24 protein-coding genes are annotated in these 24,865 nt (G+C 62.2%); 17 read left to right on the plus strand and 7 right to left on the minus strand.

Annotated elements, in window-relative coordinates:
- The first annotated feature begins 25 nt into the window (after positions 1 to 25).
- From AC3WQS_RS04380 to AC3WQS_RS04390, 3 genes are read left to right on the plus strand one after another with little or no spacing between them, the layout of a single operon-like run.
- Positions 26 to 1,258: an acetyl-CoA acetyltransferase gene (locus tag AC3WQS_RS04380; protein WP_492711724.1), complete on the plus strand. Its 1,233-nt coding sequence runs from the start codon at positions 26 to 28 to the stop codon at positions 1,256 to 1,258.
- A 43-nt stretch (positions 1,259 to 1,301) separates the two neighbouring features.
- Positions 1,302 to 2,819 (plus strand): carotenoid oxygenase family protein, encoded by a 1,518-nt coding sequence (locus AC3WQS_RS04385; protein ID WP_019744811.1) that lies wholly within the window; start codon positions 1,302 to 1,304, stop codon positions 2,817 to 2,819.
- On the plus strand, positions 2,816 to 3,547 hold the full coding sequence (locus tag AC3WQS_RS04390) for a VOC family protein (RefSeq protein WP_317558748.1): 732 nt from the start codon (positions 2,816 to 2,818) through the stop codon (positions 3,545 to 3,547). Before AC3WQS_RS04385 ends, AC3WQS_RS04390 begins: the two co-directional genes overlap by 4 nt.
- Before the next feature lie 74 nt (positions 3,548 to 3,621).
- Here the strand turns inward: AC3WQS_RS04390 and AC3WQS_RS04395 are convergent, their stop codons facing one another.
- From AC3WQS_RS04395 to AC3WQS_RS04410, 4 genes are read right to left on the minus strand one after another with little or no spacing between them, the layout of a single operon-like run.
- Positions 3,622 to 5,250 carry a long-chain-fatty-acid--CoA ligase gene (locus AC3WQS_RS04395; protein WP_020970392.1) on the minus strand — a complete coding sequence of 543 codons (1,629 nt, stop codon included), beginning with the start codon at positions 5,248 to 5,250 and terminating at the stop codon, positions 3,622 to 3,624.
- Positions 5,247 to 6,302 (minus strand): NAD(P)H-dependent amine dehydrogenase family protein, encoded by a 1,056-nt coding sequence (locus tag AC3WQS_RS04400; RefSeq protein ID WP_097387043.1) that lies wholly within the window; start codon positions 6,300 to 6,302, stop codon positions 5,247 to 5,249. The genes AC3WQS_RS04395 and AC3WQS_RS04400 overlap by 4 nt, the downstream gene beginning before the upstream one ends.
- Positions 6,299 to 7,069, minus strand: coding sequence for an SDR family oxidoreductase (locus AC3WQS_RS04405; protein ID WP_438472289.1), 771 nt, complete (start codon positions 7,067 to 7,069; stop codon positions 6,299 to 6,301). The genes AC3WQS_RS04400 and AC3WQS_RS04405 overlap by 4 nt, the downstream gene beginning before the upstream one ends.
- Entirely contained in the window at positions 7,066 to 7,653 is a 588-nt protein-coding gene (locus AC3WQS_RS04410) for a nuclear transport factor 2 family protein (RefSeq protein WP_492711642.1), read from the minus strand. Before AC3WQS_RS04410 ends, AC3WQS_RS04405 begins: the two co-directional genes overlap by 4 nt.
- 114 nt (positions 7,654 to 7,767) lie before the next feature.
- Between AC3WQS_RS04410 and AC3WQS_RS04415 the strand changes: the two genes are divergently transcribed.
- From AC3WQS_RS04415 to AC3WQS_RS04455, 9 genes are all read left to right on the plus strand, one after another.
- A complete protein-coding gene (locus AC3WQS_RS04415; RefSeq protein ID WP_019744805.1) occupies positions 7,768 to 8,571 on the plus strand; it encodes an ABC transporter ATP-binding protein in 804 nt (267 codons plus the stop codon).
- Positions 8,568 to 9,281, plus strand: a complete 714-nt coding sequence (locus AC3WQS_RS04420) for an ABC transporter ATP-binding protein (RefSeq protein ID WP_020970388.1) — start codon at positions 8,568 to 8,570, stop codon at positions 9,279 to 9,281. The genes AC3WQS_RS04415 and AC3WQS_RS04420 overlap by 4 nt, the downstream gene beginning before the upstream one ends.
- A gap of 3 nt (positions 9,282 to 9,284) precedes the next feature.
- On the plus strand, positions 9,285 to 10,181 hold the full coding sequence (locus AC3WQS_RS04425; RefSeq protein WP_019744803.1) for a branched-chain amino acid ABC transporter permease: 897 nt from the start codon (positions 9,285 to 9,287) through the stop codon (positions 10,179 to 10,181).
- A complete protein-coding gene (locus tag AC3WQS_RS04430; RefSeq protein ID WP_020970387.1) occupies positions 10,178 to 11,266 on the plus strand; it encodes a branched-chain amino acid ABC transporter permease in 1,089 nt (362 codons plus the stop codon). Before AC3WQS_RS04425 ends, AC3WQS_RS04430 begins: the two co-directional genes overlap by 4 nt.
- A gap of 58 nt (positions 11,267 to 11,324) precedes the next feature.
- Positions 11,325 to 12,608, plus strand: a complete 1,284-nt coding sequence (locus AC3WQS_RS04435; RefSeq protein WP_029255959.1) for an ABC transporter substrate-binding protein — start codon at positions 11,325 to 11,327, stop codon at positions 12,606 to 12,608.
- 13 nt (positions 12,609 to 12,621) lie between these two features.
- The gene (locus AC3WQS_RS04440; RefSeq protein WP_492711640.1) at positions 12,622 to 14,343 is read left to right on the plus strand and encodes a class I adenylate-forming enzyme family protein; all 1,722 of its coding nucleotides are present in this window, start codon (positions 12,622 to 12,624) and stop codon (positions 14,341 to 14,343) included.
- Positions 14,340 to 14,741, plus strand: coding sequence for a nuclear transport factor 2 family protein (locus tag AC3WQS_RS04445; protein ID WP_019744799.1), 402 nt, complete (start codon positions 14,340 to 14,342; stop codon positions 14,739 to 14,741). The genes AC3WQS_RS04440 and AC3WQS_RS04445 overlap by 4 nt, the downstream gene beginning before the upstream one ends.
- A 61-nt stretch (positions 14,742 to 14,802) precedes the next feature.
- Positions 14,803 to 15,756 carry an LLM class F420-dependent oxidoreductase gene (locus AC3WQS_RS04450; protein WP_445387272.1) on the plus strand — a complete coding sequence of 318 codons (954 nt, stop codon included), beginning with the start codon at positions 14,803 to 14,805 and terminating at the stop codon, positions 15,754 to 15,756.
- Positions 15,757 to 15,821: 65 nt separating this feature from the next.
- The gene (locus AC3WQS_RS04455; protein WP_020970383.1) at positions 15,822 to 16,622 is read left to right on the plus strand and encodes a crotonase/enoyl-CoA hydratase family protein; all 801 of its coding nucleotides are present in this window, start codon (positions 15,822 to 15,824) and stop codon (positions 16,620 to 16,622) included.
- A 46-nt stretch (positions 16,623 to 16,668) separates the two neighbouring features.
- Here AC3WQS_RS04455 and AC3WQS_RS04460 read toward each other — a convergent pair whose 3' ends face one another.
- Positions 16,669 to 17,913, minus strand: coding sequence for an MFS transporter (locus tag AC3WQS_RS04460; RefSeq protein WP_492711638.1), 1,245 nt, complete (start codon positions 17,911 to 17,913; stop codon positions 16,669 to 16,671).
- A 244-nt stretch (positions 17,914 to 18,157) separates the two neighbouring features.
- Positions 18,158 to 19,345, minus strand: a complete 1,188-nt coding sequence (locus tag AC3WQS_RS04465) for an ROK family transcriptional regulator (RefSeq protein WP_151531472.1) — start codon at positions 19,343 to 19,345, stop codon at positions 18,158 to 18,160.
- A 194-nt stretch (positions 19,346 to 19,539) separates the two neighbouring features.
- On the opposite strand from AC3WQS_RS04465, the gene AC3WQS_RS04470 reads away from it, so the two are divergent.
- From AC3WQS_RS04470 to xylB, 3 genes are all read left to right on the plus strand, one after another.
- Entirely contained in the window at positions 19,540 to 19,770 is a 231-nt protein-coding gene (locus AC3WQS_RS04470; RefSeq protein ID WP_020970382.1) for a DUF3263 domain-containing protein, read from the plus strand.
- Between the two features lie 69 nt (positions 19,771 to 19,839).
- The gene (locus tag AC3WQS_RS04475) at positions 19,840 to 20,157 is read left to right on the plus strand and encodes a WhiB family transcriptional regulator (protein ID WP_003946343.1); all 318 of its coding nucleotides are present in this window, start codon (positions 19,840 to 19,842) and stop codon (positions 20,155 to 20,157) included.
- Positions 20,158 to 20,181: 24 nt separating this feature from the next.
- Positions 20,182 to 21,579, plus strand: coding sequence for a xylulokinase (gene xylB, locus AC3WQS_RS04480; protein ID WP_133727910.1), 1,398 nt, complete (start codon positions 20,182 to 20,184; stop codon positions 21,577 to 21,579).
- 7 nt (positions 21,580 to 21,586) lie between these two features.
- Here the strand turns inward: xylB and AC3WQS_RS04485 are convergent, their stop codons facing one another.
- On the minus strand, positions 21,587 to 22,303 hold the full coding sequence (locus AC3WQS_RS04485) for an HAD family hydrolase (protein WP_020908678.1): 717 nt from the start codon (positions 22,301 to 22,303) through the stop codon (positions 21,587 to 21,589).
- Positions 22,304 to 22,445: 142 nt separating this feature from the next.
- On the opposite strand from AC3WQS_RS04485, the gene cycA reads away from it, so the two are divergent.
- Positions 22,446 to 23,909 carry a D-serine/D-alanine/glycine transporter gene (cycA, locus tag AC3WQS_RS04490; protein ID WP_019744791.1) on the plus strand — a complete coding sequence of 488 codons (1,464 nt, stop codon included), beginning with the start codon at positions 22,446 to 22,448 and terminating at the stop codon, positions 23,907 to 23,909.
- 122 nt (positions 23,910 to 24,031) lie between these two features.
- Positions 24,032 to 24,802 (plus strand): M23 family metallopeptidase, encoded by a 771-nt coding sequence (locus tag AC3WQS_RS04495; protein WP_003946431.1) that lies wholly within the window; start codon positions 24,032 to 24,034, stop codon positions 24,800 to 24,802.
- Positions 24,803 to 24,865: the final 63 nt, after the last annotated feature.

Below are 24,865 nucleotides of genomic sequence, written 5' to 3' on the forward strand. Positions count from 1 at the left end.
TGCCGGATCGGCAAGGGGAGAGGTCATGACTGTTTCGAACATTTGGATTCTCGGCGGGTACCAATCCGACTTCGCACGGAACTTCACCCGTGAGGAACTCGATTTCGCGAACCTTGCCGAAGAGGTGGTGAACCACACCCTGGCCGCGGCGAAGGTTCCTGCCGCCGACATCGAGGTGATCCACGTCGGTAATGCCTTCGGTCAATTGTTTGCCGGCCAAGGTCAGCTGGGTGCGATGCCCGCCACCGTGCATCCAGATCTATGGGGTGTGCCCTCGTCCCGGCACGAGGCGGCGTGCGCATCGGGCAGTATCGCTGTACTCGCCGCGATGGCAGACCTGCGCGCCGGCAACTACGACGCGGCTCTGGTGATGGGTATCGAACTGGAGAAGACGGTTCCGGGTGATGACGCGGCCGGACATCTGGGCGCTGCAGCCTGGGTCGGACACGAAGGTCAGGAAGCAAAATTCATGTGGCCGTACATGTTCGATCGTGTGTCGAAGGAGTACGGGCGGCGCTACGGGATCGACGAATCTCACCTTCGCGCGATCTCGCAGATCAATTTCGCGAACGCGAAGAACAACCCCAATGCACAGACACGCGGTTGGGCGGTACCCGATCTGCTCGGGAATGCAGGCGGCGACGACGCCACCAATCCTGTTGTGGAAGGCGGTGTTCGACGATTCGATTGCAGCCAGGTGACCGACGGTGGCGCCGGGGTTGTGCTGGTGACGGACAAGTACCTCCGTGAGCATCCTGATGCCGCGGCGACTCCGCTGGCCCAGATCGCGGGCTGGGGTCACCGGACTGTTGGTTTAGGTCTCGAGCAGAAGCTGGCCCGTGACGCCGATAATCCCTACGTGATGCCACACGTTCGGGATGCGGTGATGGGTGCCTTCTCCCGGGCCGGAGTCGACCTGGCCGGGATAGACGGGATCGAAACACATGATTGTTTCACGGCGAGTGAGTATCTCGCGATCGACCACATCGGTCTGACCGCGCCCGGCGAGTCGTGGAAAGCCATCGAGAGTAGTGACATCGCCATGGGCGGCAAGCTACCGATCAACCCCAGCGGCGGTCTGATCGGCGGTGGTCATCCGGTGGGTGCCAGTGGTGTTCGAATGCTTCTCGACGCGGCCCATCAGGTGACGGGAACGGCCGGCGGTTTCCAAGTCGAGGGTGCGAGCCGCTTTGCGACGCTCAACTTCGGTGGAAGTACGGCCACCACCGTCAGTTTTGTCGTCGACGCAGTTTCCTGAAAGTGCAGCCCAGCCTTTCCCCATCAGTCGAAAAGAGAATTCCATGGACGTCGAAATCGTAGGCAAGTTGTTGTCCACCCTTCCCGCCGATGACGATCACCCGTATCGCACCGGCCCGTGGCAACCCCAGACCACCGAGTTCAAAGCGGACAACCTCGAAGTCGTATTCGGTGAGGTTCCGAAAGACCTCGACGGTGTCTACCTGCGCAACACCGAGAATCCGCTCCATCCCTCGATGAAGGCTTATCACCCGTTCGACGGCGACGGAATGATTCACATCGTGGGCTTTCGTGACGGAGAGTCGTTCTACCGCAATCGATTCGTACGGACTGACGGGTTGGCGGCCGAGCAGGATGCCGGCGGCGCCTTGTGGGCCGGACTCGCCGAGTCTCCCAAACTCAGTCGCCCCGAGGGCGGCAAGGGTGCGCGCACCCGGATGAAGGACGCGTCCAGCACCGACGTCGTCGTTCACCGGGGGACTGCTCTCACCAGCTTCTACCAGTGCGGAGATCTGTATCGTCTCGATCCGATGTCGGCGGAGACACTCGGAAAGGAAAGCTGGAACGGCAAGTTCCCCTTCGAATGGGGTGTGTCCGCGCATCCGAAGGTGGACGACAAGACCGGAGAAATGCTGTTCTTCAACTACAGCAAGGAAGCGCCGTACATGCACTACGGCGTCGTGGACTCGGCCAACGAGTTGGTCCACTACGTCGACGTCCCGCTTCCCGGTCCGCGGTTGCCACACGACATGGCCTTCACGGAGAACTACGCGATCCTCAACGACTGCCCCTTGTTCTGGGATCCGGTTCTACTGGAGAAGGGCGCGCACGTCGCGAATTTCCATCCCGATATCCCGCTCCGTCTCGGAGTCATCCCACGCCGCGGAAACACCGCTGACATCAAGTGGTTCGAGGCCGATCCGACCTACGTCCTGCACTTCGTGAACGCCTACGAAGAGGGGGACGAGATTGTTCTGGACGGTTTCTACCAGGGTGATCCGGAGCCGTCGGACAACGGTATGGGCAATCAGTGGGAGCGCGCCTTCCGTTTCCTCGCTCTCGATCGCATGCAGACCCGGCTTCACCGCTGGCGTTTGAACCTGGTCACCGGAGCCACGCGTGAAGAGCAACTCAGTGACTCGATCACCGAATTCGGCATGATGAACGGCAATTTCGCGGGTGAGAAGTACCGATACGCCTATGCGGCTTCTGGTAAGCCGTCGTGGTTCCTGTTCGACGGCTTGGTCAAACACGACCTGCTGACGGGGAACGAGGAACGATTCTCCTTCGGTGACGGCGTGTATGGAAGCGAGACCTCGATGGCACCACGCGTGGGTGGTACCGCCGAAGACGACGGCTATCTCATCACGTTGACCACCGACATGAACGAGGACGCGTCCTTCTGCCTGATCTTCGACGCTGCCCGCGTCGGAGACGGACCATTGTGCAAACTTCGCCTTCCCGAACGGATTTCGAGTGGCACCCACTCGACGTGGGCGCCGGGTGCCGAGCTCCGACGCTGGCAGAGTGCCGACACCGCAGCCGAAGCGGTCGGACTGTGACGGACACGCACGACGCGGGCACGTGGGAGATCCTGCGGCAGGTGGTGATCGGTGCACGAGACCTGGACAAGACCGGTCAACAATTACGTGAAGCGTTGAATCTGGCACCAGGATTCGCAGATCCACTGCTCGAAGACATCGGTTTGGCCGACGAGACCTTGGCCGTCGGGCCGCAGGCATTTCTCGAGATCGTCGCACCGCTCGACGAGACGGTCTCGCTGGCGAGATGGATCCGCAAGGGCGGAGGGGAGGGCGGCTATGCACTCTCGATCCAGGTTTCGAACATCGAACCCTATCTGGAACGTGCAGCTGCGGCCGATGTTCGGACGGTGGCAGATCTCGAGGCCTACGGTCACCGGATCGTCCAACTTCATCCCGGTGATCTCGGACTGCTCGTAGAACTCGACGAGATTCCCGACGCCGACGAGTGGTTCTGGGACCAGACGGAGAAGGAGGTTTCCCTCGATCCACGGGTCGACGACATTCTCGGCGTCGACGTGTCCTCTCCCGATCCGGCCAAGACGGCGGCGCTGTGGGCCGAAGTGTTCGGCAAGAAACTGGATTCGGCGCAATCACTCTCGATTGCGCTGGGGTCGCGCGCCGTGTCGTTCGTTCCGGGCGAGCGGTCGATGCTCAGTGCGGTCGATCTGGCGGCGTCGATCGGAGCGAACACCGTCGAGCCCGGCCTGATCGTCGGCGGCGTCGAATTCCGGATTCACCCAGGCTGAGCCAGCTTCACATCGAACGACAGAAATCGGGGCCGATCGCTCAAAGCGACCGGCCCCGAATTCTTGTCATGGACTCAAGCGAAGTCCTGTCGCAGACGAGTCTTGAGAAGCTTCCCACTCGCGTTGCGTGGCAGTTCCTCGATGAACTGAACTGCACTGGGGCACTTGAAGTGCGCCAGTCGCTCGCGTGACCACTCGATGATCTCCGCTTCGGTGACAGCCGAATCGCCGGAACGAACGACCACCGCAATGGGAGTCTCACCCCACCGATCGGAGTGAACGCCGACTACCGCGACCTCCCGGATGCCGGGGTGGCCGGAGAGAACGCTCTCCACCTCGGCGGGATAGACGTTCTCACCGCCGGAGACGATCATGTCCTTGAGGCGGTCGTGGAGGTAGAGATACCCGTCTTCGTCGAACGATCCGCCGTCTCCTGTTCGGAGCCAGTCGCCGTCCAACATGGTGGCCGCAGTGGCTGCCTCGTTGCGCCAGTAGCGCCTCATGACGTGAGCGCCGCCGATGACCACCTCGCCGCGAGTACCGACCGGGACGTCTTCGAGCGTCACGGGATCGACGATGCGGATGGGTACGCCGAACATCGGTTGCCCGACGGACTTCAACCGATGCGCGGTCGACTCGTCGGTCGCCCGATGATCTTCGGGGGTCAGCATGGTGACGCCGCCAGTCGACTCGGTGAGTCCGTAGGCCTGCAGGAAACTGCATCCGAAAACCTTGGTGGCGTCCTGTAACAGGGGTAGCGGCATGGGCGCCGCTCCGTAGACCAGGAACTGCAGGGCACTCCAATCCGCCTCGCGTACAGCAGGAAGGGAGGTGAGGACGCTGATCACCGCGGGAACAGCGACCGCATGAGTCACCCGGTACTCCTGCATCAGCGCCACCAGCTCCAGCGGACCGGCGATGGTCTTGAGAAGTAGAGCGCCACCGCCGAGCGTCGTGACGAGAGCGAGACCCAGCCCCGCCACATGGAAGAACGGGACCGGGCACATGGCCACGGAATCGGTGTCGAGATCGAGCAGGTGATACATGGTCGCGAGGGCGCGGCCGAGGTTCGCGCCGGTGAGTTCGATTCCCTTGGGGTGGCCGGTGGTTCCCGACGAGTAGAAGATCAGCGCGGTATCGTCGGGAAGGCGTGACACTCCTGGGTCGTCGTCCCCTGCACCGGAGAGCCAGTCGTTCCACGAGACCGAGTTTGCGGAACCGTCCACCGTGACGACGGTCCGGACGCTACCGACCGCCGCGGCGACGTCGGAGAGGCCCTCATCGCCTGCTCCGAGTACGACGACGGTCGGCTCGCTGTTGCTCAGGATGTAGTCGACCTCGCCCGGTGCCAGCCGATTGTTGACGGCCGTCAGAATCGAGCCCATCTTCGAAGATCCGTACAGGACGGAGAGGAAAGACGGTGCATTGGCGCCGATGTACGCCACCCGGTCACCTGTTCGAACACCATCGCGCAGAAGTGCATTCGCGACACGATTTGCTTCGATGTCCAGCTCGCGGAAACTGGTACGGCCGTCATCGGAGATGACGGCGGTGCTCTCCGGACTGGCAATCGCCCGGCTGCGCAGCAAGTCTTCGAGATTCTGCACGGGGCGACCATCGGGTAGGAGCGCGTTCACAGAAGGTTCGCGGGTGGCGGGTTCACGGGTGGCAGTCGAACCTACGGCCGTCGGCTGAGTGGTCATGCTGAATGCTCCAATCTGAAGGGGGCAAAGACAGGGGGTTCGAAAATGCCGGTGGGAGCAGCGAGTACATGCTCGACGGCGCGTAGTGCCGGGCCCGCAGTGATGAACTGACCGGCGGTTGTCCGGCTGTTCGGATCTTGTGGTTCGACGAGATTGACGGTCATCACGATCTCGGGTTTGCCGTACAGGTGGACTTCCCACTGATCGCGCCCCGCGTATTCCTCACGATCGGGTTCCATGGTCCAGATGATGGCCAGAGTGAGGAACTGCTTTCCGTCGACCATTGCGTGCCAGCGCCATTCGGTGGTTCCGACGGTTCCGGCGGCGATGCGTCCAGCGGCCACGTCGAGATCCGTTCGCGCCGCAACGACCCTGTGATCGGATACGACCTCGTCGTAGGTGATCCCCAGACGTTCGCACATGAACGCGATGGTCTCCAGATACAGCGACGCGTACAGCGAGGGCAACGGCCCGGTTCCGTCCAGTTCCTCCGGGGGCGAGCCCATTCCCATGACGGTGAACGCGAAGTCGGGGTCAGGCATGCCGCGAGCGTCGAGCACCTCGTCGATCGTGATGCGGTCCAGTTCGATCGATGTTCCCGTCAGAGCCAACGCCAATCGCTCACCGATGACGCCCGGGCTCACTCCGACGCCGAAGAGCGTCGAATCGCCTTCCTTACATGCTTGGGCGAACATGTGCTCGCGCTCGGTGCCGTGTGCGCGGGGGAAGTGCTGCCCGGCCGTCGTGATCACGTTGATCCCGGCGCGCAGCAGACGGCACAAATCGTCGTCGTGGCGTTCGTACGGAATCTGCAAACGCGGACTGTGGATGAGAACCTGGGGGCGCGAGCGGATGATCTCGTCCACGTCGCGTGTGGCGATCACGCCCGTCGGCGCGCGTCTGGCTATGTCGCCGGCATCGCGCCCGACCTTGGCATCGCTGTAGACGTACAGGCCGACCAACTCGAGGTCGGGACGATCGATGATTCCGCGGAGCGCGGTCTTGCCGATGGCGCCGGTCGCCCACTGGGCAACACGAATCGGATCGCTCATGATCGAGTGGTCAGTTCGCCGGCGAAGAGGAGCTTGCCCAGTCCGCGTTCGTACCGAATCGGGTCTCGAGCCAGACGCGCACGGGCGTCGATTGCCATGAAATCGGTGTCGCACGTCCACTCGCCGCGTTGCATGGCGGCGAGTCCGGTCGCGGCGATGTCGAGGGGATTTTCCTTGTGGCCCTGCACGTGTGAAGCCATGCGGGTGTCGACACTGCCGACGATCAACGAGGTGACGGTGGTGCCGTGCGGTTCGAGTTCGGCACGGGCGATGCCACCGAGCGACAGAGCAGCCGCCTTGGCCGGTGAATAGCCGCCCATGAAGGCGGTGGGTGCGATTGCGGCGACTGACAAGACGTTGACTATCGATCCTCCGCCGCGGGCGGCGAGGACCGGCGCGAAGGCTCGGATCATCGTCAGCGGTCCGAAGTAGTTGACCTCCATCTCGGCTCGAGCGGCCTCTCGGTCGTCGGCCTCGATCAGCCGATTCCCGGTGAACAGCCCGGCGTTGTTGACGACGACCGTGGTGTCACCGCACGCCCCGGCGGCAGTGTCGACGAGTCCTGGATCGGTGACGTCGAGTTCGACGATGTGCGCACCGGTGGCTCGGAGTTCGGCCGGCACCTCGTCGGGATTTCTCACCCCCGCATAGATTTTGGCTGCGCCCATCAACTTCGCCTGTTGGACGAAGGCCAACCCGAGGCCTCGATTGGCGCCGGTGACGAGGACGGTCGCACCCTCGACCGGAGTTCCGCGAAAGGTTGTCATGAGTTCTCCTGTGTCTGTCGGGTGTAGATGAGGTCGTCGGGGAATTTCTTGCTCTTCTTCAATGACGTTTCAGGCGCGAGCATCCCGAAGATCCAGCCTTCGGCTGTGGCCATGTCGTGGTTCCAGTCCCACCGCAGTGCGCGGTGGCGGATTCCCCACCTGCCGTCCTCGAAACCGAAGCGGTCGATCAGGCGCGCCGAAGTGAGTGTGTCGGCTATGCCGTCCGAGGTCTTGATTCGTGCGAAGGCAAGCACGTAGGACTCGACGTGTGCTGTATCCCCGTCGAGTTCGACCAAGACGTTGGTCATTGCGTGGGTGGTCAGTGACCGTGGGTGGGTGATGGCCCCGGCGATGTGGTCGATGTAGTCGTCAGCGGTGCCGGTGAAGACACCCCCGTGGTCTTCGGTTGCGCCGGGCAGATAACACCGCCTGGCGTCCTCGACGTCGCCGCGGTCTGCGGCTCGGAGGAAACGAGCCAGAACCTCGTAGATTTCCTGCTTGGCGACGAGAGCGTCGACCGGGCTGTAGTCCCTGACGTCTGGGCCCCCGCCGCTGTCGACTGCGTGAATGTTGTTGGACCTCACGATGATGTCCCTTCTCGGCTCCGGATCGGGGGCCGCACGTTGACGGAGTGCCTCTGTTTACTGTAGTAATCTCTATCACACTGTTAATTGAAGTGTCACGAGGAGGTGAAACCAATGCTTGGAAACACACCACCCGCACAACCTGGGAATGCACCGGTCGTACTCACGCTTTCCGATGTGTCGATCGAATTCGGCGGAGTCACGGCTCTCGACGCCGTCGGATTCGACGTCCGCGCGGGACAGATCTGCGGACTCATCGGGCCGAACGGCGCTGGTAAGACCACGCTGTTCAACTGCATCACAAGGATTTACGAACCGAGTCGCGGTGTCATCACCTGGCAAGGAACCGACCTGTTGGGATTGCGTCCCTATGCGTTGGCATCCGCAGGAATCGCTCGAACTTTTCAGAATCTCGCGCTGTTCGGCGGCATGAGTGTCTTCGACAACACCATGGTCGGTGGATCGTCGCGAGGTCGCTTCGGGCTCGTGAGTGGGCTTCTCGGCCTGCCTCCGGCGCGTGCCCGAGTCCGAGAACTTCGAGAGAAGGCCTGGTACCTGCTCGAACGTCTCGAACTCGTCGACGTCGCGAACGCACCCGCGTCCGGTCTACCGTTCGGAACTCTCAAGCGTGTCGAACTGGCACGGGCATTGATGTCCGAGCCCTCGCTGCTTCTGCTGGACGAACCTGCCGGCGGGCTCACGCACAGTGAAGTCAAAGAACTGGGAGAACTGATCGTCTCGCTCCGCGACGACTTCGGCTTCGGCGCGCTTCTGGTCGAACACCACATGGGATTGGTGCTCGGGATCTCCGATCACGTTGTCGCCCTGAACTTCGGCCACAAAATTGCCCAGGGAACCCCGGCGGAGATCCAGCAGGACGACGCTGTGATCAACGCATATCTGGGGCGTGCGGCATGACCCTGCTGAGCGTCGACGATCTGCATGCCGGTTACGGGCGAGGCAATGTACTGCACGGGATTTCGCTCGACGTGGAACCCGGCGGGGTCGCTGTCGTTCTCGGCGCGAACGGTGCAGGCAAGACCACCATGATGCGCGCGCTTGCCGGATTGATCCCGCATCAGGGAACGATCACCTTCAACGGTTCGCCGTTGGGATCCAAACCTGAACGCGCCGTGGCCGCCGGCGTCAGCCTTGTCCCACAGGGCCGCGGAACTCTCGGTCAACTGTCGGTGCGTGACAACCTGCTCGTCGGCGCTGCCCTTCGTAAGGACAAGGCGGAGATCGAAGCCGACATCGAGCGGTGGTGTGAGACATTCCCCGTGCTCGCGAGGAGGTCCACACAGTTGGCCGGTTCGCTTTCAGGCGGTGAACAGCAGATGCTCGCGGTCGCACGGGCATTGATGAGCCGTCCCACCCTTCTTTTGTGCGACGAACCGAGCCTGGGGCTGGCGCCCATCGTCATTGCCGAATTGTTCGACACGCTCGGTGCGATCAACCGCAGCGACGGAACTGCACTGCTGATCGTGGAACAGAACGCCGATCTCGCGATGAAACTCGCGTCGAAGGTCTTCCTGCTCGACGTAGGCACCATCGTCGCTGCCGGAACGCCCGAGGAATTTCGTTCCGACGACGTCGTGCGCAGCGCTTACCTCGGGTACCAGGAGTAAACGGTGACACTCTTTCTCGAACGACTCATCTCCGGATTGACCAACGGGTCGATCTACGCAATTCTCGCGCTGGCACTAGTGGTGGTGTTTCGCGCCACCGGCACGATCAACTTCGCTCAGGGCGAGTTGGCCCTGTTCACAACCTTTGTCGCCTGGTGGCTGACGACGATGTCCTGGCCGATCTGGTCGGCGATCGGAGCGGCCCTGGCATTGGGGTTCCTGCTCGGAGCATTGATGGAGCGTCTGCTCATTCGGCCGGTTCAGCGTCGAAGCGACATGGCAGTGCTGATCGTGGCACTGGGATTGTTCACCGGGCTCAACTCGTTGGCCGGAATGCTCTGGGGGAGCGATACCAAGATAATGCCGAGCCCGTTCCCCAACGGTCCGACCGACTACATCTCGGTGGGCGGTGCGCGCGTGTACGGCGACGCACTGGGCGTACTGGTGGCGCTCGTTGTCCTACTTGTGTTGATGTCCTTGCTCTTTCGCAAGACGAGAGTCGGTCTGCACATGCGTGCCGTCGCGGACAATGCCGAATCTGCCACTCTCGCCGGAGTTCCGACCAGCCGGATACTCGCAATCGGTTGGGGAGTAGCAGCTGCCATCGGTGCCCTGGCCGGTGTCCTGGTCACTCCGCTCTCGCCGCAACAACTCGGTCTCACGACCATGTTCCCGATCTTCATCGCAGCATCCGCCGCAGCGCTGTTCGGCGGTCTGGACAGTCTCGTCGGCGCCGTGGTCGGCGGGTTGACGATCGGTGTCCTGGAATCGATGCTCAGCGGCTACATTTCGGTCATCGGCGGTTCGCTGCAGCAGACATCCGCCCTGTTGATCATCGTGGTGATCCTTTTCGTCAGACCCAATGGACTGTTCGGTACCAAGAAACTGGAGCGGGTATGACGACGCTTGCCGAGAGAAATGAACCCGCCGTCGCCGAAAAGGCAGTCAGGCGACCGCGGGTAGTGGTCGCCGGATCGACGTCGTACCGGATACTCCAGTTGGTTCTGCTGGTGGCTGCCGTGTGTGCGTTGCTTCTCGCGTCACAGAGCGCGCCGTTTCGCGTGGGCCAGTTCACGAGCGTCTTCATCATCGCGATTGCCATTGCGGGACTCAATATCGTCAGCGGATACACCGGACTTCTGTCGATCGGCCATTCTGCCTTCTTCGGCCTGGGCGCGTACACGACCGGCGTTCTGATCGTCGATCGCGGATACTCGCCGTTGACCACGATCCCGATGGCGGTCGTATTGTGTTTTGTACTAGGGCTTCTCGTTGGTCTTCCCTCGTTGCGGATCAAGGGGCTGTATCTCGCTCTCGTGACACTCGCCGTCGCTGTGGCATTTCCCGAGGTGATCCGCAAGACCGGGGATCTGACCGGTGGTGCCGCCGGAATGGTGGTTCGCGCAAATCTGCTCGTTCCGCCGAAATGGACGGGTCTGACCCGAGCCGACACCTACCTCTGGATCTTTTGGGTGTCGGTGGTGACTCTGGCGATCGTCATGCTCCTGATTCGCAATCTCGTCAAGAGTCGATTCGGTCTGGCTATGGTCGCGGTGCGTGACAACGAGATCGCGGCGAGCGCAAATGGCATCAACGTCGCGCGGGTCAAGATTCTCGCTTTCGGGCTTTCCGGCGCGATCACGGGCCTGGCAGGTTCACTGTTCACGATGTACATCGGCGCGCTCTCACCCGAATCCTTCTCGCTGATGAAGTCGATCGAGTTCATCACCGGACTGGTGTTGGGCGGAATCGCAACCCAATTCGGCCCGATCGTTGGGGCAACGGCAGTGGTGTTCTTGCCGTACTACACCGGAAGCGTCACCGACGGCCCCGTGTCGGGAGTGGTGTTCGGCGCGGTGCTGATCGCGATCGTGTTCTTGATGCCGGACGGAATCGTCGGACGGATCAACAGCGTGCTCCGACGGTTCGTCCTCGTGGTTCCCGCAGATCATCCCAAGTATCGCGAGGGTGAACCTCGCACCTGAGCGCCGTCTCCCTCGCCCACTCTCGTTTCCCTCAACTCACAGCAAGGAACTGGACGATATGAAAAGGCAGACCACGATTCCCGCAGTCATCGCCGCTGCGGCACTACTCCTTTCGGCCTGCGGAGGTAGCTCCGACGCAGAGAGCAACACGTCGACATCGGCCGGAGCAGTATCGGTCGACGACTGCAGTGATCCCAGCGGTGCCGCAGCGCCGATCACCGACAAACTCACGGTGGGATGGAGTGGGCCGACGTCAGGCCCGCTCGCCGATGCCGTCGGCAACGTGATCGAAGGAATGCGAGCACGGTTCGAGGTGGAGAACGCGGCCGGCGGCATCGGCGGCGTCAAGCTCGACGTCGTGGTCAAGGACGATGCATTCTCCCCGGAGCGCGCCAAAGCCAACGTCGGAGAGTTCATTCAGAAGGACAAGGTCGACGTTCTGGGTACCTTCGGGGCCGGACAGTTGAACGCCATCGCGGACGATCAGACCACTGCCTGCGTGCCGCTGCTCTTCGCGCAGGCAGGCATGCCCGAGTTCCGGGTCATCGAAGACTTCCCGTGGACCACGGAGTATCTACCGGATCCGGGCGTCGAGATGGAGGTAGTGGTCGAGAGCTTGAAGAAGAAGTATCCGAACGGCGCCAAGGTCGCACTGGCCACGAACCAGACCGAGTCCGGACAGGGAATCGCCAACGGCTTCAAGTCCGCGATCGAAGGAACCAACTTCGAGATCGCGGCGGAGGAGGCGCTGACCGACCCCAAGACGGCGGCTTCGACTCTCAAGGCCAGCGGCGCCGAGGTTTTGGTGGTCGCCGGTGTCACTACCGACTGCCTCGCGATCACTCAGGCGATCGGACGTGTCGGATGGAAGCCCGACACCGTGATTCAGCCGTCGAACTGCGTCGACGGTGCGACCCTGTATGCACCCGCCGGTGATGCTGCCGACGGGCAGCAGGTGATGGTGTGGCTCAAGGATCCCAACAACGCTCTCTACAAGGACGACGCGGCGGTGCGCGACTATCTCGCCGGTGCAGCGGCTCACGGTGCAGATTCCCCGACCAACAGCTACACCGTGAACGGCTGGGCCATCGGTGACCTGTTGGTGGACAACTTCACTCGGGCCTCTCAGTCATCCGACGGACTCTCACGTGCCACCATCATGAGTGCCGCGCGAACGCAGGACTACCACCCGCCGATGTTCATCGACGGAATCAAGTTCACGATGACCGCGGACCATGCGTTGGGAATCCTGGCCTTTCAGCCGTTCGAGTGGAATGCCGCTACTCAGGCGTTCGAGAAGCAGGGCGACGTGATCGACATTTCCGGCCGTTACGAGAACTGAATCGAGTGCGCGAATGAACAAGACACACAGGGGATTGCATCCTGGCGTCAAGGTGGACGAATACACCTCGAAAGGGTGGTGGTCCGACGAGACGATCGATCACGTGTTCCGGGTGCAGGTGCGGACCCGAGGGGACGAGCTTGCCGTAGTTGATCCGGCGAACCGCAGCGAGTTGTCCGGCGGAGATCCACGACGCCTCAGTTGGAACCAACTGGAGAGCGAAGTCATCTCGCTCGCTGCGCGCTTCACCGAGGCAGGCTTGGGCCGGGGAGACGTTCTGGGCGTTCAGATGCCTAACACCGTCGAACTGGTCGAGGTCTACCTTGCAGCGTGGTCGCTGGGGATCGTGGTCTCACCCTTGCCCATGCAGTACCGCGAACGTGAAGTGGAAGGAATGGCCAACCAGGCGGCGTTTGCAGCATTTGTCACCGTGCCCAGCTTCGGCGACAGATTCCCGGCTACCGAGATCGCTGCAATCAGATCCCGGATTGCCTCTCTGAGATCGGTATTCGCCTACGCTCCCGAATCAGAGCTTCCGGCTGAGCTTCCTACCGGCGTCGTGGGGCTGAGTCCTCGGGCAGCCACCGAATCGCAGCGAAGTGCTCTGGACAGACGAAACACCGAAGATCCGAACGACCCCAACGACGCGATGACGATCTGTTGGACCTCCGGAACCGAAAGCGAGCCGAAGGGGGTCCCACGTTCGCACTACGAGTGGCTGGCCATCTGCTGGGCCACGATCGATGCTCCCGACATCGTCGTCGACGACGTCCTGCTTAACCCGTTCCCGATGGTCAACATGGCCGGAATCAACGGAATGTTCCTGCCCTGGCTCCGCACGGGATGTGTACTGGTACAGCACCACCCGTTCGACCTTCGAGTGTTCCTCGGGCAGATCGAGGCCGAGCGGGTTACATACACGGTAGCGCCGCCTGCTCTGTTGTGGATGCTGCTCGCCGACGAGTCGATGCTCGTGGCGGTCGATCTGTCGAGCTTGACGCGGATCGGTTCGGGTTCTGTGCCACTGCAACCTCCGATGGTGCGGGGATGGCAGGAGCGATATGGAATCGGAGTCATCAACTTCTTCGGGTCCAACGAAGGCATCAGTCTGCTCTCCTCGCCTGCGGACATGCCGGATCCGGACGACCGCGCACGGTACTTCCCTCGTTTCGGTGTCGAGAACTTCCGCTGGAGCACCAGGATCTCGGACTGGATGGACGTTCGCTTGGTCGACGTGGTCACCGGCGAGGACATCACCGAAGTCGGGCACCCGGGTGAGTTGCGAATCAGCGGACCGACGGTCTTTGCCGGCTATCTCGGCGATCGGCCGTCACCGTTCGACGAACGCGGATTCCTGTGCACCGGAGATATCTTCGAGATTGCCGGTGATCACGGACAATTCCTCCGCTACCTGGATCGAGGCAAGGACCTGGTGATCCGCGGTGGAATGAACATCGCTCCAGCCGAATTGGAGGGGTTGATCGCCGAGCATCCGGCCGTCGCGGACGTGGCCGTCATCGGCGACCCCGACGAAGTACTCGGTGAGCGCGTCGCAGCAGTGGTGACACTTCGACCCGAGACGGAACTCGAACTCGATGCTCTGGTTGCGTTCCTGAAAGACAAGCGCATCGCGTCGTACAAACTTCCCGAGCGGCTGGAGATTCGGAAAGAACTGCCGCGCAATTCGACCGGAAAGATCCTCAAGCGTGAGCTTCGACAGAAGAGTGTGGCATGAGTGTGATGAACGACAGTGACAAGCTTGCGTTGGCGCGTGAGATGTTCCAAGCGTGGGACGTCATGGACTGGGCACGCGTCGTCGACCTGTTCGCCGAAGACGGTGTGCTCCACAGCGTGATGCAGGAACCTCTTGTCGGCAAGGAGGCTGTAGCGGGCCGAATTGCATTGCTGGCAAGCAAGTGTGAACGGATCACCCTGAAGATCGAGTCGCTCGGCGTGATCGACGGCAGGGTTTTTGTACAGCGAGTGGACGATTTCCACTTCGACGGGACCCACGGCGTCGTTCCTGTTGTCGGAATCCTCAGCATGGCAGACGGGCTGGTCACAGAGTGGCTCGAATACTACGACCGTCCGACACTCTTGAAGGGAATGGGTCTTGTCTCCGATTTCGAATAGCGGGATTTCGAATAGCGGGATTTCGAATAGCCGACTGCCGACGATCGATATCTCCCTGGGCTTGTGGCAGGACCGTCCGCCGCGGGAGGTGACCACTACTGCACGCCTCGCCGACAAACTGGGGTTCGGCCGAGTGTGGGTGGGGGAGATGGCGACGTACGACGCCTTTGCTCTGGCGACGTCAGTCGGAGCCGGCTTCGAGCACTCCGAGTTGGTGGTCGGCCCGCTTGCGGTGACGGTTCGTGATCCGGCGATGATCGCGATCGGGGCGGCGTCGGTAGCCGACCTGACCGGGCGTCACGTGTCGATAGCGTTGGGCACGTCCAGCGCTGTCGTGGTCGAAAAATGGCATGGGCGAAGCAGATCCGGGGCCGCACGTGCACTCGCGGAGTCAGCCTGCGCTGTGCGAGCGCTGATGAACGGCGAGCGGGGCGAAGTCGCTGGAACGGTGATGCGGACCAGCGGATATCGACTGCGACTTCAGCCGCCGGGTGGGCGGCTGATCGTTGCAGCTTTCGGAGACAAGGCCCTTCGCGCCGCGGTGGAGTTGGGCGACGAACTGGTGCTCAATCTGGTCAGCCCGGAGCAAGCGGGGCGCCTGATCGCACGGTGCAAGGAAATCGCGGCTGAAATGGAAACGCCAATGCCCCAGGTGTCGGTTTGGGCGCCGGCGGCCGTGGCAACCGAAGGCCCAACTCAGATGTCGATCGATCAGCTCAGACGTGGGCTTGTGCCGTATCTCGCTGCCCCCGGGTACTCGGACATGTTCGTACGAGCAGGGTTTGCATCCGTGATCGAGGCAGCCAGGGCCGGGACCGCGCCTCGAGAGATCTTGAGTCAGGTCTCGGACGCGATGGTCGCGACAGTGGGAATCGTGGGAACCGCGGCCGATGCGCGCGAGCAACTCGAGGCGTATCGAGCGGTCGGTGTGGACACCGTCGTGGCCGTGCCTTCATCCGCTGATTCGGATCCGGCCGGGCAAGTGACGATGGAACTTCTTGCCGAGATGGTATGACGAATCCCCGACGAACTTACTCTCAGGTAAGTTCGTCGGGGATATGTCGAATCGGAGGAGTTGCCGTGAGTGATCGTGTTCGTGTCGAGGTAGTGCAGTCGGTGGCGTACGTGACGCTGAACCGGCCGGAGAAACTCAACGGTCTCGATCTGGACATGCTCGACGCGCTGGTGGACGCGGCCCGAACGATCAGAACTGATCGTTCGATCCGGGGCGTGGTTCTGCAAGGCGCGGGCGACGCATTCTCGGCCGGATTGGACTTCGCTTCTGCCGGCAAGCAGCCGAGCCGGATGGCCAAGGCCTTTGCGAAATTTCCCGGTCAGAAGACCAACCTCTTTCAACGCGCGTGCTGGGTGTGGCGCGAATTGCCCGTGCCGGTCATCGCGGTCGTTCACGGCCACTGCTTCGGCGGGGGACTGCAATTGGCGCTCGCCGCAGACTTTCGATTCACCACCCCTGATTGCACGTTCTCGGTGATGGAGGCGAAGTGGGGATTGATCCCCGACATGACCGGAACGGTCACGATGCGCGAACTCGCGGCGATGGACGTCGTGAAACGCCTCGCCATGACTGCTGAACTGTTCGATGGAAATCAGGCTCTCGAGTGGGGGTTCGTGAGCGGAGTAAGTGACAATCCGATCAAACCGGCACAGGAACTGTTGTCGCAGATCATGACTCGCTCGCCGGACGCCGTCGCAGCGACGAAGACGTTGCTGCACAAGACCTGGAACCGATCGCCACGCGGTGCGTTCTGGATCGAATCGCGGATCCAATTGGCGCTGATGAGAGGCAAGAACCACAAGATCGTACGCTCCGCGAATACTGCGAAGACGTTGCCGGAGTTCGCCATTCGAAAGTTCGGCTGACAAACTCCGGCATCGCGACGCCGTGGGGCGTTCTCATTCAGGTCGATTACACCATCAGATCTCGTCCAGACCGGTCCTTGATGAGCATCGTGGCGACGAACGACACTGCGGCCAACAGGGCGAGATAGATCGAGATGGCAAGAGTGCCACCGGTCTTGCCGAGGAGCCATTGGGCGACGGTGGGAGCCAAGGCGCCGCCGAAAATGGTGCCGACAGCGTAAGAGATCGACGCGCCGCTGTAGCGGATCGAAGCTGGGAACAGTTCGGCGAACAATGCCGGTTGAGGTCCGTACGACAGTCCGAGTCCGACCGAGAACAGGATCATCGCCACGTAGATCCAGCCGAGATTGCCGGTGTCGATGAGGAGGAAGAACGGCACCGCGAAGAGGATCATTGCGAGGTTGCCGACGTTCATCACCGTGGTGCGGCCGCGCCGATCCGACCAGTAAGCGCCGATCATGGTGAAAACGCCCCACGTGACTGCACTTGCGAGCGTGGCAATCAGTAGTTCGGTCTTCCCCAGGCCGTAGGTCTTGGTTGCGTACGCGACGATGAATCCGCCGATCACCATGTAGCCGTTGCCGTTTGTGCCGATGAAGGAGAGGGCCGCGAGTACGACCTGCTTCGGGTGTTTCTTGAACAGAGTTCGGATAGGCGTGTTGCTCTCGGTGCGGCGTTCCTTGAGTTCGGCGAACACGGGTGACTCGCTGACCTTGCTTCGAATGTAGAAGCCGACGCCGATCAGCACGACGCTGAGCAGGAACGGCACTCGCCATCCCCAGGTGGTGAACTGTTCGTCCGTGAGGGTGAACGTGCACAGTGCCAAAACGCCGGTGGCGAGCAACATTCCGAGCGGTACGCCCATCTGGACGAACGCTCCGAAGAATCCTCGACGCTTGGTGGGTGCGTGTTCGACGGCAAGAAGAGCAGCCCCACCCCATTCGCCGCCCGTCGAGAATCCCTGCACGATTCTGAGAAGGATCAACAGGATCGGCGCCCAGATCCCGATCGAGGCATACGTCGGCAGCGCGCCGATGAGAACCGTCGCGGCCCCCATCATCGCCAACGTCGCGACCAGGACACGTTTACGGCCGAGTCTGTCGCCGAGATATCCGGCCACGATGGCGCCGAGAGGACGGAAGACAAAGCTGATGCCGACCGTGACGTAGGAGACGATCTGGCCTGCCGAGCCCATCGGCTTGAAGAACAGGTCGGCAAAGATCAGGGCTGCGGCTTGGGCGTAGATGAAGAAGTCGTACCACTCGACGGTGGTGCCGACCATCGACGCCATCGCGGCGCGGTCGTACTCCTTCGCGGAAGTCGGAACAGGGGAGAAACGCTGTTCGATCTGCGACGTTGCCGGTGTGCTCGGTGCATGCTTTTGGCTGACTCGGAGCGTTCCTGCGCGATCTCATTGTCGATATTGGCAACCGAATGATCGGTAGGTAATGAATTATGCAGAAGTGTGAGCGTCAACACAAGGGGTGCTGGAAAGGTCTGATTATCTGGTTCAGAGCATGCGAGAAATCAGTTGCTCAGGTGTGGAGCGACGCGGCGATCCGCAGATCGATTTCCCTGGCGCTGAGCAGATGGTCGAGGACGAGAACCGCACAACCGAGGATCCCGGATTGTGCGCCGTGGCTGACCGAAGCGATCTGAAGCTTTCGGGTGGCAAGCGCCGTTGCGTTGCCGTAGACGGACTCCCGAAGTCCGGCGAGGAAGAGCTCGTCTGCCTCAGCCATGTCGCCGCCGATGATCAGGACCTCGGGATTGAGGAGGTTTACCGCGCCGGAAATGACGTCGCCGATCAGTCGGCCGCTGCTTCTGATGAGCCGGCGGGCTTCGCTGTCGCCGTCCAGGGCGAGGCGGACAACGTCACGCACGTGCCCGACGCTTCGGCCCTGATCTCGGAGGGCGTGCACGAGAGCCCAACCGCTGGCGACGGTTTCGACGCAGCCGACATCGCCGCAGCGACACTTCATGCCCCGCGCTGCAGCGGTTTTAGTATGCCCGATCTCGCCGGACGCTCCGAGTGAACCGCGTTGGAGGATTCCGCCCATGACGATTCCTGCGCCGAGGCCGGTTGACGCCTTGATCATCAGGAGGTTGGGCGCACTCTCGCGTCGTTCGCTCAATTCGGCCAGGGCCATCACGTTGGCATCGTTGTCGGCAAACAGTGGCGCCGTGGTCACCGATGCCAGATAGGGGGCAAGAGCGACGCCGTCCCATCCCGCCATCATCGGAGAGTCGAGGCTCGCTCCCGCGGCGACGTCGACCGTTCCGGGAATGCTCAGTCCGATTCCGATGACCTCGGTAGGCGCGCGGTGGACCTGGGCCAGTAGTGACGAAAGATGCTCGGCAATTTCGGGCATCAGTTCGTCGGGGCCGACCCCGACCGACTTGTCGATGTCTTCTGCCGCGAGGATCGTGCCCGCCAGGTCGGTGACGGCAAGTTGTGCCCGCGATCGACCGATTGCCACGACGAGAACCACGCCGGACGAGTTCGCGAAGGTGAGAGTGGACGGCGGCCGGCCGCCCGTCGACGGGCCCTCGTCGTCATCGGCGATCAAACCAAGCGATTGAAGTGCTGCAACCCTGGCCGATACCGCCGTCCTGGACAGGCCGGTGAGCTTCCCGATCTCGCTGCGCGTGGTCGCGGAACCGCTGCGTATCAGCGTGAATACCTCTCCCGCGGTAGCCGGAGTCGTGGACGGTCGGGTCATTGTCCTATTCAAGCATTCCTCGTCGGTAACTTCAGCGTGCGAAAGTTCGCATACTTTGTCCACAAAAAGACGTAAGTAGGTCTTGTGAAAAAGCAGAAGTAGGCATAGTCTGTGTCTTGACTCACTGCCACGGGCGTCCGAGGAGACGAGTCGCAGTTTCTGTGAAGCAGGGCGCACAAACAGGGGAGAACCTGATGAGCCGCACCGATACACAAGAGATCGTCGAGTTCGCACGTAAGTGGCAGCAGTTCGACGGTGGACCTGACGAAGAGATCTTTGTAACCTTCGGCCTCGCCCCGGACGAGTATTTCCGCAGGCTGCAGGCAATTCTCGACGACGGCGTCGTAGCGCTGACTCCGCCGGTCACCGGCGAACTCGCAACGGTCTGTGCACATCGACTCGGCCAATCGGCCAGGCGTCGATAAGTCCGACCCGGCGTCAGCCCCGAGTTACCCGAATCCGTTTCACCCGAGTAAGGAATTGAGGTCGCCATCATGCACAAGCACCTTCCGATGCCGTACCCGACCGCCGAAGTGTGGGACTGGCAGCTGCAGGGAGCGTGCCGTGGGCACGATTCCGCGGTGTACTTCCACCCGGACGGCGAGCGTGGACACGCTCGCGAGAACCGTGAACGCAACGCCAAGAAGGTCTGCGCGACGTGCCCCGTGCTCCAGCAGTGCCGCGAACACGCACTCTCCGTCCACGAGCCGTACGGCATCTGGGGTGGAATGACGGAGACCGAGCGCGCAGAATATGTGCGATCGCTGCGTAAGCGCAGCAACCGGATGCCCGCGGTCGCCAACGCGAGCTGACGGTCCTTCGGAAAGGACGCCAGTGTGACCCTCGTAGCCGGTATCGATTCGTCTACCCAGTCGTGCAAAGTCATTGTCCGTGATGCCGATTCGGGAGAACTGGTACGAGAAGGACGGGCGGCCCATCCCGTCGGTACCGAGATAGATCCGGCATGCTGGCTCGAGGCGATGGACAATGCAATCGCCGCGGCGGGTGGGCTCGGCGACGTCGCAGCGGTATCCGTCGGAGCTCAACAGCACGGCATGGTGTGTCTGGACAGCGGCGGCGAGGTCGTCAGGCCGGCGCTGCTGTGGAACGACACTCGTTCGGCGAAGGCTGCGACGGATCTGGTCGAAGAACTCGGCGGATCGAAGGCGTGGGCCGACGCGGTTGGCGTAGTTCCGGTCGCCGCGGTCACGGCAAGCAAGCTTCGATGGCTCGCAGATCACGAGCCAGGCAACGCCGATCGCACTGCCGCGGTGTGTCTTCCGCATGACTGGCTGTCCTGGAAATTGGGCGGGTCCGGTTCAATCGAGGAGCTCGCCACAGACGCGGGCGACGCAAGTGGAACCGGCTATTACGCTGCCTCGACGCGCGAATACCGTACCGACTTGCTGGCGTTGGCATTTCGCGATCGCACCCCCCATGTTCCCCGAGTTGCATCGCCGAACGACAAGATCGGAAGCACTGACTCCGGGGGAATCATCGGACCGGGTACGGGTGACAATGCCGCAGCCGCACTGGGTTTGGGAGCAGTCCCCGGTGACGTGATCATCTCGATCGGAACATCCGGCGTCGTGTCGGCTGTATCGGCCACCCCCACGCACGATCCCAGTGGAAACGTGGCAGGATTCGCGGACGCAACCGGTCTGCACCTGCCGCTCGTGTGCACTCTCAACGGCGCGCGCATTCTTGATGCGACAGCATCCATTCTCGGTGTCGATCACGCCGAACTGTCCCGGTTGGCGCTGACCGCGCCCCTCGGAAACGACGGGCTGGTCATGATTCCGTACTTCGAGGGCGAGCGGACGCCCAACCGTCCTGACGCCACGGGGGCAATGCACGGCTTCCGGCTGCAGAACTCGACGCCGGCGCATTTCGCGCGCGCCGCAGTCGAAGGGCTCCTGTGCGGCTTGGCCGACGGCGTCGACGATCTGGTTCGTCAGGGCGTCGAGGTGAAGCGAGTTCTCCTCGTCGGAGGCGGAGCGAAGTCTCGCGCTCTCTGTGAGATCGCGCCGGCAATTCTCGGAGTGCCGGTCGTAATCCCTGCTCCGGGTGAGTACGTCGCCGAAGGGGCATGCAGACAAGCAGCATGGGCACTGTCCGGGGACACGCAGCCGCCGGTGTGGCCGAAACCGGAAGAGCGACGATTCGACGCCGAACCAGCTCCCCACGTGCGCGATCGCTACGCGTCGTTGCGCGAACTCACCGAAGGCGTCTGAGCGCTCCCTACAGAAGCCCGAACTTCCGCACTGCGTCGAGTAGCGCGTGCGGACGTTCGGTCGTCGGCAGGGGATCGACGAGTGCGAACTGGCAACCGACGTCTCGGGCCGCGCCGTCGGCGACGTCGCTGTCACCGATCATCAGGGTCTGCGCCGCATCCACATCCAGCTGTGCCAGGGCGTATTCGAAGATCGCGGGTTCCGGTTTGACTGCACCCACCTCGAACGACAGGACGAACTCGTCGACCCAGACGTCCCAGCCGCGGTCGACGAACGCCGGACGGATGTCGAAGGCGATGTTGCTCAAGACGGCAGTGCGTACGCCCTTCTCCGACAATGACTTAAGGACCTCACCGGTATCCGGGTACGGCGACCACTGGTCCGGATCGACCAGCAGCGCGTAGAAAGCTTCGGCCCGAACCGGATCGGGCACTCCGGACTTGCTCAACACGTCGAGGTACGCCTGACGATGCAACTTCGGATCCCGGTCGCGGTTCTCCCACGCGTAGATCCCGGCTTCGTCCATCTCGACGGTTCTGCCCACCGGCGCGGTCATCCGACGCATCAACTCGGCTTGAGCGTGCACGTCGAGCGGATCGCCTTGATGATCGACGAGGTGCTCGGTCCAATCGTCGCTCTCCTCCAAACGGAAGAGGGTTCCGGAGAAATCGAACAGCGTCGCGGCGATATGTCCGTCTTGATGGGCCGTGCTGTCAGTGTTCACCTCGACAGGTTATCGGCGTCCGCTTTCCGATGCTTGATGTGAGCCAGTGCACGCGTACTTTGAGAGAGCACATTTTCCGAGGTTCCCCCGACGGGCACGATTTCGATGCCCCGGATGAACCGTATGACGAGGGGGATCCTCCGTGTCCGACCACGCGAATACACCAGACCTGACGAAGCCGTCCGGCGAAGACCCCCACCTCTCACGTCAGCTGTCCAACCGGCATATCCAGCTGATCGCCATTGGTGGTGCCATCGGCACCGGACTGTTCATGGGATCGGGCAAGACGATCTCGCTTGCCGGGCCCTCCGTGATCTTCGTGTACATGATCATCGGCTTCATGCTCTTCTTCGTCATGCGGGCGATGGGGGAGTTGCTGCTCTCGAACATGGCGTACAAGTCGTTCTCCGACTTCGCCGCGGATCTGCTGGGCCCCTGGGCGGGATTCTTCACCGGCTGGACCTACTGGTTCTGCTGGATCGTCACCGGCATCGCGGACGTCATCGCGATTTCCGGATACTTCAAATACTGGTGGCCAGGTCTCGCGGCATGGATACCTGCTTTGTTGACGATCGCGGCGCTGCTGCTCCTCAATCTCCCGACCGTTCGCGCCTTCGGTGAAACAGAGTTCTGGTTCGCACTGATCAAGATCGTCGCCATCGTCAGCCTGATCATCGTCGGCATCGTCATGGTCGTCTCCGGGTTCACGGCGCCGAACGGTGCCACCTCGGGTATCGACAACCTCTGGAACGACGGCGGCATGTTCCCGACCGGATTCATGGGCTTCGTGGCCGGCTTCCAGATCGCCGTGTTCGCCTTCGTGGGCATCGAACTGGTCGGCACCACCGCCGCCGAGGCGAAGGACCCGGAGAAGAACCTGCCGAAGGCCATCAACTCCATCCCCATTCGTGTCCTGCTGTTCTACGTCGTTGCACTGACCGTGATCATCGCGGTGACTCCGTGGCGCGAAATCAGCGCAGACAAGAGTCCGTTCGTCGCCATGTTCACACTCGCCGGCCTCGGCATCGCTGCATCTGTCATCAACTTCGTCGTGCTGACCTCCGCTGCGTCTTCGGCCAACTCGGGTATCTACTCCACCTCGCGCATGGTGTTCGGCCTTGCACAGGAGGGCGACGCACCGCGGGCCCTCGGCAAGCTGAACTCGCGCAAGGTCCCCGCGAACGCCCTGATGTTCTCCTGCATCTTCTTGCTGGCGTCGCTGATCCTGCTGTTCTCGGGCGATTCCGTGATCGAGGCCTTCACCGTCGTAACGACCATCTCGGCGCTGCTGTTCATGTTCGTGTGGACGATCATTTTGGCGAGCTACATGGTGTACCGGAAGCGTCGTCCGCACCTGCACGAGGCGTCGAAGTTCAAGATGCCCGGCGGCATCGTGATGTGCTGGGTCGTGCTCGCGTTCTTCGTCTTCATCCTCTGGGCGCTGACAACCAAGGACGACACCCTGCAGGCACTTGTCGTCACACCGATCTGGTTCGTGGTTCTGGGTATCGCGTGGGCGATCATTCGTCGCCGACCCGCTCACCGGGCACGATACGACGCATTCAAGTCAGAACTGGACGCCAGCCGACAGAACGGCGAGAAATAGTTTTGGTCAAGATCGGGTAACGGTGGCGGCCGCCTTGATCAAACTGTTACATTCTTCGGCAGACAGAGGAGCGGGCTTCATCAGAAGGACGCTGCACGCCGACGACTGACGGAGTACACACTGTGGGAAACCACCACCGCACGGGCAATGACGATGTTGTCTTCGAGATCGATCCCGAGGCAGCAAGCGGCCGCCACCGCACCCCGTCGGCTGGCCCTGGTGCCGGTGTCAAGGCGGGTGTCGTAGCTGCGGCTACCGGTGCACTCCTCGTCGGTGCAGGCCAGATGGGTGCAGGAACCGCTGCTGCGGCGCCGGCAACACAGACCATCGCCGGCATCGAAATCCCGCAGGGTCTGCTCCCCGAGGGCGTTGTCGTTCCGGCTGAATTGGCGGCACTTCCCGCTCTCGACATTCCCGAGCTTCCCGATTTTGCTGCCGATCTCAACACGCAGGCACAGCAGTTCCTCGCGGGGATCAACCCCGGCACCTCTGCTCGCACCGTGCAGCCGGTGTCCGGAACGCTGACCTCCACCTTCGGTTCGCGCTGGGGAGCACACCACGGCGGTCTCGACATCGCGGCTCCGATCGGTACGCCGATTCTGGCTGCAGCCGACGGCCAGGTCATCGACGCCGGCCCGGCGTCAGGTTTCGGCCTCTGGGTTCGCGTCCAGCACGACGACGGCACGGTCACCACGTACGGCCACGTCAACGACTACCAGGTCAACGTCGGCCAGCGCGTCAATGCTGGCCAGCAGATCGCCACAGTGGGTAACCGTGGACAGTCCACCGGCCCGCACCTGCACTTCGAGGTTGCCGAGAACGGCGCAAAGGTCGACCCCGCAGCGTGGCTGCAGGCTCGCGGCGTGGCTGTCACCTGGGTAGACAACTCGTAAGAGAAACTTTCGGAGAACTGCGGTGGCGTCGGGAAATTCTTCCCGGTGCCACCGCAGTTCTCG

The sequence above is a fragment of the Rhodococcus sp. FW305-130 genome (assembly GCF_058788335.1).